Genomic DNA, 15,964 nt, shown 5'->3' with positions numbered 1-15,964 from the left:
ACCTTGTCGTTCGCGTCGCCCAGCATGGCCCAGGAAAAATACAAGCCGGAGTACCGTCTTTCGACCGTGCTCGGCAGTGCTTTCCCGTGGGGCAAGGGCGGCGAGCGCTGGGCTGAGCTGGTCAAGGAAAAAACCCAGGGCCGCATCAACATCAAGATGTATCCAGGCACCTCGCTGGTGGCCGGCGACCAGACCCGCGAATTCACCGCAATCCGCCAGGGTGTGATCGACCTGGCCGTTGGCTCGACCATCAACTGGTCGCCGCAGTTGAAGGAACTGAACCTGTTTTCGCTGCCATTCCTGATGCCCGACTACAAGGCAGTCGACGCGCTGACCCATGGCCGGGTTGGCCAGGAAATATTCAAGGTCATCGAGCGCGCTGGCGTGATCCCGCTGGCCTGGGGCGAGAACGGCTATCGCGAGCTGTCGAACTCCAAGCGTGAAATCCGTACCCCGGCCGACATGAAGGGCATGAAATTCCGCGTGGTCGGCTCGCCTCTGTTCAACGATACATTCACCGCACTGGGCGCCAATCCGACCCAGATGAGCTTTGCCGATGCACAGCCGGCGCTGGCATCCGGCGCAGTCGACGGCCAGGAAAATCCGATGTCGGTGTTCGTCGCCGCCAAGTTGTCCACCCTGAACCAGAAATACCTGACGGTATGGGGTTACGTGAATGACCCGCTGGTCTTCGTCGTCAACAAGGAAGTCTGGGCCAGCTGGAGCAAAGCCGACCAGGAAGCGGTTCGCGCTGCTGCCGTCCAGGCCGGCCGCGAAGAAACAGAACTGGCGCGCAAGGGCATGACTGCGACCGACAGCAGCGTCTACAAGACGGTCGAAGGCCTGGGCGTCAAGGTCACCCGCCTGTCGCCCAAGGAAATCGACGAGTTCAAGAAGCTGACCCGCCCGGTGGTCCAGAAGTGGACCAAGACCATCGGCGCCGACCTGGTGAAGAAGGCTGAAGCCGACATCGCCGCACGGAAGTAAACGAGCCGCATGCTTGACGGCGCCGCCCGGTCCGGGCGGCGCTTGTTTTTTGTGAACCGGCCTGGCGCGTCCCACGGCCACCCGGTTTTGTATTTTCACCTGGCCAATAATCATGAGCGACATGCCCGATCCCGCCGGTCACGGCGACAGCAAGGAGAAGCCGCATCGCGGCGTCCCGGTAAAAATCGAAGAAGCGATTGCAGCCGCAGTGATGGCACTGATCTGCTGCATCACCTTCGCCAACGTGGTGGTGCGCTATCTCACCAATGCCTCGTTCGCATTCACCGAGGAGTTCACCGTGTTCCTGATGGTGGTGCTGACTTTCGTCGGCTCGGCCGCCGCGTTCGCGCGCAACCGCCATATCCGGATGACCTTCATTACCGACCGCCTGCCGCCCGCGCTGGCGCGCAAGGTCGAATTGCTGGTCATGCTGCTGTCGGCAATCATGTTCGCGGTGCTGGTGTGGTACGGCTGGAAGCTGTTCCTCGACGACTGGCAGTTCGACACGACCTCGCCCGGCATCGGCATTCCGCAGTGGATCTACACCATCTTCCTGCCGTTGCTGTCGCTGGTAATCCTGCTGCGAATCGTCGGCCGCACGATACGGCTGATCAAGGGCGAGCCCGAGCTCGACGGCCAGGAGGCGCAGCTATGATCGAAGGCAGCCTGATCCTTTTCCTCGGCTTCGCCATCCTGCTGGCGATCGGTGCGCCGCTGGCGGTCGCGCTGGGCGTCACCGGCTCCGCCGTCATCCTGCTCGAAGGCCTGGGCATCATGTCGGTGCCGACCAATGCCTACAACGGCGTGGCGAAATATCCTCTGTTGGCGCTACCGGTGTTCGTGCTGGCCGGCATGATCTTCGAACGCGCCGGCGTCGCAGCCCGTATCGTGCGTTTCGCCTCGGCCATCGTCGGCCAGCGCCGTGGCGCACAGGGCGTGGTGGCGATCCTGGTCTGCATGTTCCTGGGCGGCATCTCCGGTTCCGGCCCGGCCGATGCGGCTGCGGTGGCGATGGTCATGATCCCGGGCATGCTCAAGCAAGGCTACCCAAAAGAATTTTCCGCGACGCTGATTGCCGCCGCCGGTTCCACCGCCATCCTGATTCCCCCTTCGATCGCACTGATCGTCTACAGCGTGCTGGTGCCGCAGGCATCGGTACCTGCGCTGTTCGCCGGTGGCGTGATTCCCGGCATATTGGCCGGCTTGTCGCTGATCATTCCCACGCTGTACTTCGCATTCAAGAACGGCTGGGGCATCGAAACCGGCGAAGCCGGTCCCCGTTTCTGGGACAGCTTCAAGGAGGCAATCTGGGGCTTGCTGGCGCCGGTAATCATTCTCGGTGGCTTGCGCACCGGCATGTTCACGCCGACCGAAGCGGCGGTGGTGGCCGTATTCTATGGCTTGATGGTCGGTGTTTTTGTCTACCGTTCGCTGACGCTGCGCAGCATCTACGAGGTGCTGGTCGAATCGGCGGAAATTTCCGCTGTGGTGCTGTTGATCATTTCCCTGGCCGGCGTGTTTGCCCATGCCGGCGCGACCCTCGGCGCTTTCGACGAGTTCGCCAAGCTGCTGCTCGGCTTCGCCCAGAACGAGGCGCTGATGTTGTTGATGATCACCATCATGCTGCTGATTGCCGGCATGTTGCTGGATGCGATATCCATCTTCATGATCTTCCTGCCGGTGCTGCTGCCCATCATCACGTTCTACAAATGGGATCCGGTATGGTTCGGCATCATCATGACGATGAACATGGCGATCGGCCAGTTCACGCCGCCGATGGCAGTCAACCTGATGGTCACCACCCGCATTGCCGGCATCACGATGGAATCGACTATCCGCTGGGCCTTGTGGATGGTGGGCGCGATGCTGGTGGCGCTGGCCCTGGTCACGGTATTCCCGCAGCTTGCGCTGTGGCTGCCGCAAACGCTGGGCTATTGATAACGGAAGCAGGAAGGACCAAGCAATGTCAGATATATTTTTCATGCCCGCCACTGACATGGTCGCGGCAATCCGCGCCGGTCAGCTGTCCGCGCGCGAGGTGATGACGGCGCACCTGGCCCGTATTGAACAGGTCAACCCGCAACTCAACGCGATCGTGACGCTGCATGCGGAGCAGGCCCTGCAGGCGGCAGCCCAGGCCGATGAAGACCAGGCGCATGGAAAGCCCCTTGGCGCGCTGCATGGGCTGCCGGTGGCGCACAAGGACTTGCTGCTTACGCGCGGCATGCGCACCACGTTCGGCAGCAAGGTGCATGAGCGTTTCATTCCCGCCAAAAGCGCGCTGGTGGTCGAGCGCCAGCAGCAGGCCGGCGCCATCAGCATCGGCAAGACCAACACGCCGGAATTCGGTGCCGGTTCGCAGACATTCAATGCGGTGTTTGGCGCCACCCGCAATCCCTACGACCCGAGCCTCACCTGTGGCGGTTCCAGCGGTGGTTCCGCGGTGGCGCTGGCGTCCGGCATGGTGCCGCTCGCCGACGGCACCGACATGGGCGGCTCGCTGCGTTGTCCGGCCAATTTCTGCAATGTCGTCGGCCTGCGTCCCTCGGCCGGGCGGGTGCCGCAACTGCCGGCGCAGGACGCCTGGAGCACGATGTCGGTGTCCGGGCCGATGGCGCGCAATGTGCAGGACCTGGCGCTTTACTTGTCGGTGATGGCCGGCTTCGATGCCCGCGATCCGATCGCCATCGAAGGCGACGGCGCGCAGTTCCGTGCTCCGCTGGCGCGCGACTTCAAGGGGGTGCGGGTGGCGTGGAGCCCGGACCTCGGTGGTATTCCGGTCGACCCGCGGGTGACTGCGGTGCTGCAGGCGCAACGCCAGCTGTTCGAAGACCTGGGCTGCGTGGTCGAGGATGTAACACCCGACCTGCGCGATGCGACCGAGATCTTCATGACCCTGCGCGCTCTCGATTTCGAACTGCGGCTGGGACCCCTGATGGACGCCCATCCCGGTGTGCTGAAAGATACGGTGGTGTGGAATATCGAAGAAGGGCGCAAGCTGACCGGCCCGCAGATTGCCAGGGCCTACAAGCTGCGCACCCAGTTGTTCGAGCGCATGCATCGTTTCATGGAGAAATACGAGTTCCTGCTATGCCCGGTCAACCAGGTGCCACCGTTTGCGATCGACCAGCCCTACATCACCGAAATCGATGGGGTGCAAATGGAGAATTACATCGACTGGATGCGATCATGTTTCAGCATCACGGTGACGTCGCATCCGGCGATGTCATTGCCTTGCGGGTTTACCGACGAGGGATTGCCGGTGGGCTTGCAGGTGGTGGGCCGGCATCGCGATGATTTCGGCCTGCTGCAGTTGGGGTATGCGTTCGAACAGGTGAACGGGGCAGGGCGCCGGCGGCCGGGCCTCTGATTTCACTGGCCCGGACTACGGTCCGGGCTGCGGTCCGGGGAGGACGGACCGGGTCAACACAAAGTTGCCCGTCCACCGTCCCCGTGCCGCTTGGTCGTTGATTACTCCTTGATATTTGCCGCCTTCACGATAGCCGCGAATTTCTGCCGCTCGCTCTTCACCAGCGCCTCGAATTCCGCAGTCGCCATGCCGCTCGGCTGTGCGCCCTGCTTCTCCAGCGCCTCTTTCACGTCCGGCATTTTCAGCACATCGGACATGTCCTTCTGCAGCCGCACGACCACTGCATCCGGCGTCCCGTGCGGCACGAATACCCCGAACCACTGGATCAATTCGAATTTGCCGAGACCCGCTGTCGCCGCGACCGGCGGCACCTGCGGCGCTGCAGGCGATGCGGTAGCCGATGACACGGCCAGCGCCTTCAGCTTTCCGGCCTTCGCATGCGGCAATGCGGTCGGCAGGCCGGCGAAACCAATGTCGACATGGCCGGCCAGCAGGTCGGACACCGCCGGTGCCACACCCTTGTAGGGAACATGATTCAACTTCACGCCCGCGATCTGCTCCAGCAGGGCGCCAGCCAGATGCTGCGGCGTGCCGTTGCCGGAAGACGCATAGCTGACCTTGCCCGGATTGTTCCTGGCGAAAGCCACCAGTTCAGCCACGTTCGAATAGGGGCGCGACGGATGCGTGACCAGCATGAATGGCAGGCGCACCGTCTGCGTCACCGGCCGCAAGTCGGTATCCGGGTTGTACGCCATCTTTTGCATGATGAACTGGTTGATGACCACTTCGGCCGTTGCCGACATCAGCACGGTATTGCCGTCCGGCGCGGACTGCGCGACAAAGGCGCCGCCGATCGATCCGCTGGCGCCCGGCTTGTTCTCGACCAGCACCGGCACTTTCCAGCGATCCGCCAGTTTCTGACCCAGCAAGCGGGCGACCGGGTCGACACCACCACCGGCCGGGTAGGGGACGATCAGCTTGACCGGCTTGTCCGGCCAGGTCTGGGCGACGCTGTTGGCCATGCCGGCAACCAGCAGCATGGCTGCAAGGAGGGACTTGGAGAATTTCATGCTTATCTCTTTCGTGTTGGATTGGTTATGTGTTCTTTGGGCGACATGATGTCACTCGCAGAATTGTATGCGGGAATGCCAGATAAATTCTGGCAACAATCGGTCAACAGAAGTTGACTAGCCAATTAGTCAGTATCATATGGGGAATCCACACATTCCCGGGTTCAGCCGCAGAACATGTCCAGTATTCCAAAACCAGCGCGCGCGCCGCGCGCCACGACAAAGCGCGAACAGCGCGAAGCAAGCATCGAGAAGATCCTGAAGGCGTCGCTGCGGCTATTCGTCAGCAAGGGCTACCGTTCGGCGACGGTAGACGAGATTGCCGCCGGGGCGGAACTGACCAAGGGCGCGGTCTACTTCTATTTCCCCACCAAGTCCGCGATCCTGATGGCCCTGTTCGACCAGATCGAGGAGTTGATCGTCGACCGCATGGTCGAGCGGGTGGCAGCGGCCGGACCGGATTTGCAGGACAAGCTGATCGCGTTCATGCATGGCCAGTCGGTAGTGGGTGCGGAAAAGGCGGAACTTGTGACGCTGTACATCCTGATGCTGCTCGAATTCAATCATGCCGGTGACGAGATCGAGCGCAGGGTGAAGGGCATCCACCTGCGCCTGACGCAGTCGGTAGAGGAGTTGATGCACCGGGGCAAGCTGACCGGCGAATTCCGGACCGATCTTGACACGCGGGAAGTCGCGGCGATCATCATGGCGCTGCATAACGGCACCTTCCTTGAGTGGTATTGCCGTGGGGAGTCGCTGTCCGGGCCGGGCCTGGTGCGGGCATTGCGGGGCGTGATGTTGAATGGGGTAATGAAGAAAGCCGGGTGACTGGCGGTGGCTCCCCGCTACACCCGGACGAACAGCGAGCGCACGCACGGCAAACGGTAAGCCACTGTCCGGCAAAGTACCGGTCAGGTCGGTCCCTGTACCTGCAAATCATCTTTTTTAGCGAGGCAAGCTATCCCCTTGACACCCCCGGTTTTTACTATACTATCTAGTCAGTATCTGAAACCGGTCATAAAAATCACGGAGGGATGCATGGATGGAGACAAGAAGGGCCAAGTGCTGCTGCGAACCCGGACCCGGGCGCATGCGGTAAAGATTGCGGAAATGGAAGCGATGCTGGGAACGCCTTCCGCCAGCGAGACCGCACGGCTGGTGCCGTTCTTTGGTCCCACGGTCGCCGGCGAGGCAGCATTTGTGAAAGCGCTTGGCCTGCGCCTCGAACGGGCCCTGCTGGGTGGTCACGCAATTGAATTCCAGCGCCCCTTCGTGCCCGACGAACTGCTGGACGTCGAATTGCGCCTGGCCGACTACTCCGAGAAAAACGGCATGCAGTTCGGCACCATCGAAACCCGCTTCGTTACCCCGATGGGCGAAGAGATCCAGGTGCAGACCACCACATTCATAGAGCGCACCTGAGCGCCGCTGGAGACGACATGAAACCAACAGACAAGGCGGCGCCGGCAATGACGCGCCGGATGATGGTCCAGTACTCGGGCATCGTCCAGGATTTCAATCCGGTCCACTACGACGATGAATTCGCAAAAAAACTCGGCTTGCCCGGCGCCATTGCGCAAGGGCCGCTGACGGTGCTGCTGGCGATCGACGCGCTGGTCGCGCAACACGGCAGCGAGCGCCTGGCTTCGGTCCAGACCCGGCTCAAGGCACCAGTCTTCCCCGGTGACGAACTGCAGGTGAAATGCGACGAGCAGGGCAACCTGTCGATGCGCTGCGGCGAGCGCGAGGTACTGGCCGGCACGGTGAATCTCCAGGATGGCATGGAATGAGCGCCGCACTCGAAGAAGCAAGCACCGAACGCGGCGAATTCATCCGCATCTCGGAGCCCGAGCCCGGTATCTGGGTACTGCGCCTGAACCGGCCGGAAGTGATGAACTCATGGCACGCGGCGATGCGCAGGGAGCTGGCTGACGTGATGGCCGAGATCGCCGCCTCCGATGCCCGCGTGGTGATCTTTTGCGGCAACGAACGAGCTTTTTCCGCCGGCGAAGACGTGCGCGGAATGGCCGGCCTGACCGATGGCGGCACCAGGAAATTCCGCGCGGTGGCCAGGGCCATCCATGCGTCGTTCGATTTGATCGAGGCGATCGAGGTGCCGTTCATCGCGGCGATCGAGGGCGTGGCGGCGGGTGGTGGCATGGAGCTCGCGCTGTCTTGCGATTTCCGGGTGCTGGGCGGCAATGCTCGCATGGGACTGCCCGAATCGAATGTCGGACTGATCCCCGGTTCCGGCGGGTGTTCTCGGCTGGTGCGCTGCGTCGGCGCGCCGCGCGCCAAGCAGATCGTGATGCTGGAAGGCGTGATGAAGGCCGAGCGCGCCAACGAACTGGGCCTGGTTACGCGCTTGGTCGAAGCCGGCCAGGCACTGGATGCCGCGCTGGAGATGGCGCGCGCGCTGGCAGCCAAGGCGCCGCTGGCGCTGGGCATGGCCAAGATGGTGATCAATACCTGCGCCGATGTCGATCTCGAGACCGGCCGCAGGCTGGAGCGTCTTGGACAGAGTGTGCTCAAGAAGAGCAATGACCACGTCGAAGGCGCGCAGGCCTTCATTGAAAAACGAAAGCCGAAATGGACAGCGACCTGAGGTCGTCCCGCAACCCGAAAAGCCAAAGGAGAACGTCATGAGTGAAGCCGCAGTTCAGGATCGCGCCGATGCGCGGATCTACAAGGAAAACGACCCAGACCTGCCCGAAGAGTTTCGCACACTGCTGGTGCGGGTGATGAGCAAGCATCTGGAGAACAGCACCAACCCCCACTACGATCGTCTGCTGGTCAAGCTGTGGGAGCGTTGCCTGACGCTGGCGCCGGATGTCGAGGCCAAGCGGCTGCTGGCCAAGCTGATGATGCAGGAGGTCGAACACGGCGTGATCACTGCGCAGATCCTGAAGGGACTGGGCGTGGACAAGATCGAAGAGCCGATCGAGCAGTACATTTTCAATATGCCCATGGATACCTGGTGCGACCTGTGCTTCTTCCATGCGCTGGGCGATCGTGTAGGCATGTACATCGGCGAAAATTGGGGCGACGTGCCTTACGAACCGCTGCGTGCCGTGGCCCCGCGCCTGCACCGGGATGAAGTCTTCCATGCCACCCTGGGCTACCAGAACCTGACCAAGATCTGCGAAACGCCCGAGGGCCTGGCGCAAGCGCAGGAATTGATCCATAAATGGTGGCCGGCAGCATTGGACATGTTCGGCACATCGGGTTCCACCTTCAGCGAAAAATATGTACGCTGGGGCATCCGGCAGCAGGGCAATGAGGAACTGCGCCAGCAGTACATCGCCGACACCCGGCCGCTGATGGAGAAGATCGGGATCGTGGTGCCGGACGACCGGGCGAATCGCAAATTTCTTTGAGGCAGGGCAGCGTCACAGTAGTGCCATAACGATAAGCCGCCTGCATCCGGCATCCGGATGACGGGCGGACGAACACAGCGGGCAAAGACCCGCAAGCAAGGCAGGTGCAGGCGGCCAAGCCACGCCGCCTGTCAAAAAATCAGACAGAGAACAATGAGGAGACGCATATGTTCAAAACGATACGCACGTCCTGTGCGGCCGGATCCCGGCTGCTTGCCACTGTTGCAGCCGCCACTGCCCTGACCCTTGGCGCCGGCAGCGCGATTGCCCAGGAAACCTGGAAGTTCGGCATTGCCAACGACCTGTCCGGACCTTCGTCCTACCACGGCAAGACCTTCGCCGGCGGCTTCAACACTTACCTGAAGGAAGTCAACGACGCTGGTGGCATGCATGGCAAGAAACTGGAACTGCTGCAGGAAAATGCCGAACGCAATGTGCAGAAGGAGGTCGGTTTCCTGCGCAAGTTCGCACAGCAGGACAAGGTGCTTGCCGCCATGATGGTGACCTCCGACGGCCTGTTCGCCGCCAAGCCGCTGACCGAGTCGCTGAAAGTGCCGCTGACGGGTATCGGCGTGCCTGAACTGGCTTCGAATCCGGTCCATCCTTGGCTGTTCAATATCGTCGCCAGCTACCAGGATACGGTGTTCGCAGCCATCGACCATGTGTTCAACGGCATCGGCGACAAGGATCCGAAGATTGCCGTGATCGCGCCGGACAGCCAGTTTGGACTGGAAGCCGTGCGCGCGGCTGAACTGCGCATGCAAAAATACGGCAAGCCGCTGACCAGCAAAGTCGTGATGGCGCTGAAGGATACCGACGCCACTACCCAGGTGCTGGCACTGAAACAGGCCGGCGTGAAGTACGTGATCATCCAGCTGGCCGGTGCGCACGTGGCAGCCATCCTGCGTGACGCCAACAAGGTCGGACTGGACGCGACCTTCTTCGGCACCACGCAAGCAATGGACCGCGAGCCCGACCTGATACTGTCGCAGCCGAATGGCGCGGCGCTGTCGAAGAAATTCATCGGCGTCGGTCCCTGGTCGAAATGGAACGAGACCAGCATTCCTGGCGTTGCCGCCATGCGCATCGCTGCCCGCAAGCTGGAAGACGTGCCTGAAGCGAAGCTGGGCTCGCTGATGTATTCCAACTTCGTGCAGGGGTATGTCACCGCGATGGTGATGGCCGAGGCGCTGAAGAAGGCCGGCCCTGCTGCCAACGGCGAAAAGATGCGGGATGCCCTGCAGCAGATCAAGAATTTCGACACCAGGGGCATCACGCCGCCGCTGAGTTTCGGCCCCGACCGGCACAAGGGCAGCACCGGCGTCAAGCTGTTCCGGATCAACGCCGACAGCAGGGTGTATGAGCCGATCGGCGGCTGGGTAACGCCGAACTGATCGTCGCAGCGATTCCGCAGGAATCGCTGCGACCCTCCACGATCGAATCATTATCCGGGACCTGTCCAGATGGATCTGTTCATCCAGTTGTTGCTGACCGGGGTTGCCCTGGGCAGCGGTTATGCGCTCGGCGGTCTCGGCTTTGTGCTGATCTACAAGGCCACCGGCGTGTTCAACTTCTCCCACGGGCAGTTGACCATGGTCGGCGCCTATTTTTTCTACATGTTCCAGGTCCAGTTGGGACTGCCGCCGTGGTGGTCGGTCCCGGCTGCGGTTGCCAGCATGTTCCTGGTGGGCGTGATGGTCGAGCGCCTCTGCCTGCGCCGCATGGTGGGTGAGTCGGCGATTGCCATCATCATGCTGACCATCGGGCTGGGCACGCTGCTGCGCAACCTGGTAGGCCTGGTCTGGGGTACCCAGCCGCAATCGCCGGTGCCGTTGTTCAAGGCCGGCTTCGTCGATGTGCTAGGCGCCAGGGTGCCCTCGGTCTACCTGTGGACCTTGCTGACCGCTGCGGTGTTCATCGGCGGCTTCGTGCTCTACTTCCGCCGCTCGTCGCAGGGGATTGCGATGCGAGCCGTGGCCTTTCATCAGGACCATGCCGCGCTGTCCGGCATTTCGATCCACCGGGTGTTCGCCTATTCATGGGGACTGGCCGGAATGATGGCCGCCATCTCGGGAATCATGATGGTGCAGCTGGTCGGCCTCGACCTGTCGATGGATGCGCGCGGCCTGTCGGCGTTCCCGGCAGCGATCCTGGGCGGCATCGACAGCATAGGCGGCGTCATCATCGGCGGACTGATCATCGGCCTGGTTGAATCCTTTGCCGGCGGCTATCTCGATCCGGTGCTCGGCGGTGGCGTCAAGGAAGTGATCGGCTATGTGGTGCTGCTGCTGATCCTGATGATCCGTCCTTATGGCCTGTTCGGCACCCCGGAGATCAAGAAAGTATGAGCCGCATCCTGTTCTATCGAAGCTATCGGGTCAGCTATCTCGAGGACCGTTCCTTGTTGCAGGGATTCCAGAATTTCTGGACTCGCTTCTGGCTGGCGGCGTTGCTGCTGATGCTGGTGCTGGTGCCGCCGTTCATGCAACAGTACTGGATCTATACCTTCAACCTGGCGGCAATTGCCGTGGTCGGCTCCCTCGGGCTGAATCTGCTGACCGGCAACACCGGACAGATTTCGCTGGCGCACGCCTCGTTCCTGGCGGTCGGGGCGTACACGGCAGCGGCGTTGGCCAAGCTGGCAGTGCCGTTTCCGCTGGTGATGCTGGCAGCAGGTGCGATTGCGGCGCTGGTCGGCTGCCTGATTGCGATACCGGCCTTGCGCCTGAAGGGGCTGTACCTGGCGCTGGCAACGCTCGCCTTCTTCGTGCTGGTCGATTTCGCGCTGCGCAAGGCCGGGCCGCTGACCGGCGGGTCGTCCGGCACCCATGTGCCGCCGCCCACGCTGTTCGGCTGGACGGTCGCCGGGGACGTACAGTTCTACTACCTGTTCCTTGCACTGGCGACGGCCAGCGCAATCTTCGTCGCCAACCTGCAGCGGAGTTGGGTCGGCCGTGCGTTGATGGCGGTGCGCGACAGCGATACCGCGGCCGAAATGGCAGGGATTTCGATCTTTCGCACCAAGCTGGTCGCCTTCGCCATCTCATCCTTCCTCGGCGGCGTGGCCGGCAGCATGCTCGGCTACTACCTGCAGTTCATCAACCCGGACAACTTCGGCCTGACGGTGTCGGTGGCCTATATCGCCATGATCATCGTCGGCGGCATGGGCAGCGTGACCGGCTCAATCCTTGGCGGGGTATTCATGACACTGCTGCCGGAAGTGGTGCGGGTGGGCGTGCAGGCAGCATCGAAATTGTGGCCGGCGCTCGATGTGCAGTCCAAGGGAGCGTTCGTCGAGGGCGCGGTGTATGGACTGGTCATCATCCTGTTCCTGATGTTCAAGCCGGAAGGACTGGCCCGCTTCTGGCGCGACCTCCTGACCTATTTCCGTTCGTGGCCTTTTGCGCACTGAATGCCGGATCTGCCATGACTTTGTCCCTGGTGAAACGCATGCCCCAACAAGCGGCAAGAACTGATTCTCCCGATTCCGCCCCGGCGCCGGCAGTGCCGCTGCTGGAGGTGCGCAATATCGAGGTGGTCTACCACGACGTGATGTACGCCGTAAAAGGCGTGTCCCTGAAGGTGGAACCCGGCCAGGTCGTCACACTGTTCGGGCCCAACGGCGCCGGCAAGACCTCGCTGGTGCGCGCCATCTCCCGGCTGCTGCAGTCGGTCGATGGCGAGATCCGCTCCGGCGCGGTCTTATTCGACGGACAGCCTCTGGACGGGCTGGCCACGCACCAGGTCGCGCGGCGCGGGCTGTACCAGATTCCCGAAGGCGGCAACGTGATCAAGGAACTGTCGGTGCGCGAGAACCTGTTGTTGTCGCAATTCTGCCGCGACAGCAGCGCCGGATTGGCGGACGACATCGAGCGCGTGATGCAGCGCTTCCCGATACTGAAGACGCGCGAGCAACAGCTTGGCGGCTACCTGTCCGGCGGCGAGCAGCAGATGCTGTCCATGGCCAAGGCGCTGCTGGCGCGGCCATGCTTGATGGTGCTGGACGAGCCGACACTCGGCCTGTCGCCGATGCTGGTCCAGCAGAACTTCGGCGTGCTGCGCGAATTGAACCGCGACTTCGGCATCGCGATCCTGGTGATCGAGCAGAACGCGCGGGTGGCGCTCGACATTGCGTCCTACGGCTATGTAATGGAAAGCGGACGAGTGGTCTACGACGGACCGGCCGAGCAGTTGCGCGGCAACCGCGAGATCCAGGAGTTCTACTTGGGTATGGAAGGCGACGCGCGCAAGAGCTTCCGCGACGTCAAGCATTACAAGCGCCGCAAGCGCTGGCTGTCCTAAAGCGAGGCAGGAATGAACATGAGTGTCAGGGTGGACCGCCATTTGCCCCCGTCGTGGGAGAGCCGCGGTGAGATCTTGTCGTATTTTCCGCGTGCGCCGCGTGAAAGCCTCGGGCAGCCGCTGCTCGACGTGCGCGACATCACGCTTGCCTTCGGCGGCGTCAAGGCTGTCAACGGCATGAGCCTGGACGTCAAGCGCGGCGAGATCCACGCGCTGGTCGGGCCCAATGGCGCCGGCAAGAGCACGGTGCTGAACTGCATCTGCGGCTACTACAAGCCGGCAACCGGCTCGATCACGCTCGATGGCCACCAGCTGGTGGGCCAGGCTCCGGACAAGATCGCCCGGCTAGGCGTGGCGCGCGTGTTCCAGCGCATCGAACTGTTCCGGCGCATGACGGTGCTGGAGAATATCCTGGTCGGCCGGCATCGCTTCATGAAGGGCGGTGTGCTGCAAAGCGGATGGTTCTGGGGAAAAGGCTATCGCCAGGAGTCCGGGCACCAGCAGCAGGTGGAAGAAATCATCGAGTTCCTCAATCTCCAGCATGTGCGCCGGAGCCCGGTCGGCAGCCTGTCGTACGGCCTCCAGAAGCGGGTCGAGATCGGGCGCGCGCTGGCGGCCGAGCCGCAGTTGCTGCTGCTGGACGAGCCAGTCGCCGGAATGAACCTGGAAGAAAAAGAGGACGTGACGCGCTACCTGCTCGATATCCGCGACGAGGTGGGGCTTTCCGTGGTGCTGGTGGAGCACGAGATGGACGTCGTGATGGACATTTCCGACCGCGTGACCGTGATGAGCTTCGGTTGTCCGATCGCCTCGGGCCTGCCGGAAACGGTGCGCCGCAATCCGGAAGTCATCCGCAATTACCTGGGGGCCTGACGTGGAACGCAGCAACATCAACCATGGCGGACAATCTTCCGACGCGCTGTCGACCCTGCCGCGCCAGCTATGGCAGCACGCTGTCACACGTCCCGACGCCGTCGCGATCCGCGAGAAGCACCTGGGGATCTGGCAGCAGGTGTCCTGGCGCATGTACCTCGATCATGTGCGCCGCTTCACGATGGGCCTGGTCGAGCTCGGCATTCGCCCCGGCGATGCGGTCGCGATCCAGGCCGAGAACTGCCAGGAATGGCTGTACAGCGACCTTGCCGTGCAGTGCGCGGGGGCGGTCGTCACGACCGTCTATCCGACCAGTTCGGTGGAAGAGGTCAGGCACATCCTGGAAAATTCCGGCGCGCGGGTACTGATTGCCGGTGACCAGGAACATCTGGACAAGGTTCTGGAACTGCGCGACCAGGGACTGGTCATCGACCGCGTCATCGTGTTCGACCCGAAGGGCGTGGGCGCCGAGCGCGGCGGCCTGGTGCTGTCCTACAAGGATGTCGAAGTGCTGGGCGCCAAGCGCGATGCGCAGGATCCGTCGGTGTTCGAAGCCATGCTGTTTGCGGTGACGCCGGACAGCATCTATGACGTGATGTACACCTCCGGCACCTCCGGCGCGCCGAAAGGTGCGCTGTGTGAACAGCGCGGTCCGGTCGAGGGTGCACGCGCGATGATGCGGGCAATGCCGATCGACAGCCGCGACGAATGGCTGTCCTACCTGCCGCTGTCGCACGCCTTCGAACGCATCATGTCGATTGCCGTGCACCTGGGCTCCGGCTGCGTGGTGAATTTCGCAGACAGCATCGACACCGTGCAGTCCGACGTGGCGGAGATCCAGCCATCGGTGTTCGGCGCGGTGCCGCGCATCATGGAGAAAATCAAGACTGCGGTCGAGATCCGGATGGGGAAGTCGACCGCGCTCAAGAAGTGGCTGTACCGGTGGTCGCTTGCGGTCGGGCAAAGGCGGGTGGCGCGCCAGCGCAAGAATATCGAGGCCATGGCCGTGCTGGCGCCACGCCAGCCGATTGGATATGACCAGGTGCAGCCGATGGTGACGCGCTGGACCCTGGCCGATCGCATTGGCCACGGCGTCGCTTACTGGCTGGTGCTGCGCCACCTGAAGAAGCACATCGGCCTGCTGCATACCCGCTATCTGATCTGCGGCGCCGCGCCGATGTCGGCGGATCTTTTCGAGTACTACATGGCGCTCGGCGTGCCTATCATCAATGCATTCGGCATGACCGAGTTGCACAATATACCGACCGGCTCGCTGCCGGGCCAGGACGCCCGCGGCACGGTCGGCCATGTATTCCCCGGCTGGGAGGCGATGAAAACCGAGGAGGGCGAGCTGCTGCTGCGCGGCCCGATTGGCTTCCGGGGCTACAAGGGACAGGAGAGCGAGCCGTTCAGCATACTGGACGCACATGGCTGGTTGCACACGGGCGATCTGTGCGAGATCTATCAGAACGGTTACATCAGCATAGTCGGCCGCAAGAAGGATGTGCTGATCACCAGCGGCGGCAAGAACATTTCCCCCGAACAGGTAGAGAACTGCCTGAAGGCCAGTCCGTACATCAGTGAAGCGGTAGTGATCGGCGACGGCCGGCACTACCTGACTGCGCTGATCGAACTCGATGCAGATGCCGTCGGCGACCTGCTGCAGCAGCGAGGCATTGCCTATACGACCTTGCGCGACATGGCGGCTAACCCGGAAGTGGTGCAACTGATCCGGCAGGAGGTCGAGCAGTCGAACGGCAAGCTGGCGCGGGTCGAGACCGTGAAGAAGTTCGCAATCCTGCCGCGCGACCTGTCGCACGACGATGGCGAAATGACGCCGACCCGCAAGGTCAAGCGTGCGCAGATGGAAAAGCAGTTCTGCCATCTGATCGAGGCCATGTACGCCGGTAACGGCGGTGGCTCCGGCGCTTCCGGCGGTGAAGCGCAAGTGGTGCCGGTTGCAGTTGATTCGGCGGTATGACGTC

Annotated in this window: 16 protein-coding genes; 15 read left to right on the top strand and 1 reads right to left on the bottom strand. The window is 62.5% G+C overall.

Annotated elements, in window-relative coordinates; genetic code table 11:
• The first annotated feature begins 24 nt into the window (after positions 1-24).
• From FVE66_RS14890 to FVE66_RS14875, 4 genes are all read left to right on the top strand, one after another.
• Positions 25-987 (top strand): DctP family TRAP transporter solute-binding subunit, encoded by a 963-nt coding sequence (locus FVE66_RS14890; protein ID WP_151448509.1) that lies wholly within the window; start codon positions 25-27, stop codon positions 985-987.
• A gap of 112 nt (positions 988-1,099) precedes the next feature.
• Positions 1,100-1,642, top strand: a complete 543-nt coding sequence (locus tag FVE66_RS14885) for a TRAP transporter small permease (RefSeq protein WP_151448243.1) — start codon at positions 1,100-1,102, stop codon at positions 1,640-1,642.
• On the top strand, positions 1,639-2,925 hold the full coding sequence (locus FVE66_RS14880; protein ID WP_151448242.1) for a TRAP transporter large permease: 1,287 nt from the start codon (positions 1,639-1,641) through the stop codon (positions 2,923-2,925). Before FVE66_RS14885 ends, FVE66_RS14880 begins: the two co-directional genes overlap by 4 nt.
• Before the next feature lie 25 nt (positions 2,926-2,950).
• Complete coding sequence (locus FVE66_RS14875; protein ID WP_151448241.1) at positions 2,951-4,357, top strand: amidase; 1,407 nt, start codon at positions 2,951-2,953, stop codon at positions 4,355-4,357.
• 101 nt (positions 4,358-4,458) lie between these two features.
• On the opposite strand, the gene FVE66_RS14870 is transcribed toward FVE66_RS14875, so the two are convergent.
• Positions 4,459-5,427: a Bug family tripartite tricarboxylate transporter substrate binding protein gene (locus FVE66_RS14870; protein ID WP_151448240.1), complete on the bottom strand. Its 969-nt coding sequence runs from the start codon at positions 5,425-5,427 to the stop codon at positions 4,459-4,461.
• 177 nt (positions 5,428-5,604) lie between these two features.
• On the opposite strand from FVE66_RS14870, the gene FVE66_RS14865 reads away from it, so the two are divergent.
• The 11 genes from FVE66_RS14865 (at position 5,605) to FVE66_RS14815 (ending at position 15,960) form a co-directional block, all read left to right on the top strand.
• Complete coding sequence (locus FVE66_RS14865; protein ID WP_151448239.1) at positions 5,605-6,255, top strand: TetR/AcrR family transcriptional regulator; 651 nt, start codon at positions 5,605-5,607, stop codon at positions 6,253-6,255.
• 210 nt (positions 6,256-6,465) lie between these two features.
• Positions 6,466-6,849, top strand: a complete 384-nt coding sequence (locus FVE66_RS14860) for an FAS1-like dehydratase domain-containing protein (RefSeq protein ID WP_151448238.1) — start codon at positions 6,466-6,468, stop codon at positions 6,847-6,849.
• A gap of 17 nt (positions 6,850-6,866) precedes the next feature.
• A complete protein-coding gene (locus tag FVE66_RS14855) occupies positions 6,867-7,217 on the top strand; it encodes a MaoC/PaaZ C-terminal domain-containing protein (protein ID WP_151448237.1) in 351 nt (116 codons plus the stop codon).
• Complete coding sequence (locus tag FVE66_RS14850; RefSeq protein WP_151448236.1) at positions 7,214-8,032, top strand: enoyl-CoA hydratase/isomerase family protein; 819 nt, start codon at positions 7,214-7,216, stop codon at positions 8,030-8,032. The genes FVE66_RS14855 and FVE66_RS14850 overlap by 4 nt, the downstream gene beginning before the upstream one ends.
• 37 nt (positions 8,033-8,069) lie before the next feature.
• Positions 8,070-8,804 (top strand): Phenylacetic acid catabolic protein, encoded by a 735-nt coding sequence (locus tag FVE66_RS14845; protein WP_151448235.1) that lies wholly within the window; start codon positions 8,070-8,072, stop codon positions 8,802-8,804.
• Positions 8,805-8,971: 167 nt separating this feature from the next.
• Positions 8,972-10,198 (top strand): ABC transporter substrate-binding protein, encoded by a 1,227-nt coding sequence (locus FVE66_RS14840; RefSeq protein WP_151448234.1) that lies wholly within the window; start codon positions 8,972-8,974, stop codon positions 10,196-10,198.
• A 69-nt stretch (positions 10,199-10,267) separates the two neighbouring features.
• Positions 10,268-11,152 carry a branched-chain amino acid ABC transporter permease gene (locus FVE66_RS14835; protein WP_151448233.1) on the top strand — a complete coding sequence of 295 codons (885 nt, stop codon included), beginning with the start codon at positions 10,268-10,270 and terminating at the stop codon, positions 11,150-11,152.
• Complete coding sequence (locus tag FVE66_RS14830) at positions 11,149-12,216, top strand: branched-chain amino acid ABC transporter permease (RefSeq protein WP_151448232.1); 1,068 nt, start codon at positions 11,149-11,151, stop codon at positions 12,214-12,216. The genes FVE66_RS14835 and FVE66_RS14830 overlap by 4 nt, the downstream gene beginning before the upstream one ends.
• Positions 12,217-12,230: 14 nt before the next feature.
• Entirely contained in the window at positions 12,231-13,106 is an 876-nt protein-coding gene (locus FVE66_RS14825; RefSeq protein WP_241673235.1) for an ABC transporter ATP-binding protein, read from the top strand.
• Positions 13,107-13,124: 18 nt separating this feature from the next.
• Entirely contained in the window at positions 13,125-13,979 is an 855-nt protein-coding gene (locus FVE66_RS14820; protein WP_151448231.1) for an ABC transporter ATP-binding protein, read from the top strand.
• 1 nt (position 13,980) lies between these two features.
• Positions 13,981-15,960: an AMP-dependent synthetase/ligase gene (locus FVE66_RS14815; protein ID WP_161993290.1), complete on the top strand. Its 1,980-nt coding sequence runs from the start codon at positions 13,981-13,983 to the stop codon at positions 15,958-15,960.
• The last annotated feature ends 4 nt before the right edge of the window (positions 15,961-15,964 follow it).

The organism is Lacisediminimonas profundi, from assembly GCF_008831265.1.
Classification (GTDB): domain Bacteria; phylum Pseudomonadota; class Gammaproteobacteria; order Burkholderiales; family Burkholderiaceae_D; genus Lacisediminimonas; species Lacisediminimonas profundi.
The sequence above is the reverse complement of the archived record's forward strand: the minus strand, read 5'-3'. Positions and strand labels throughout refer to the sequence as shown.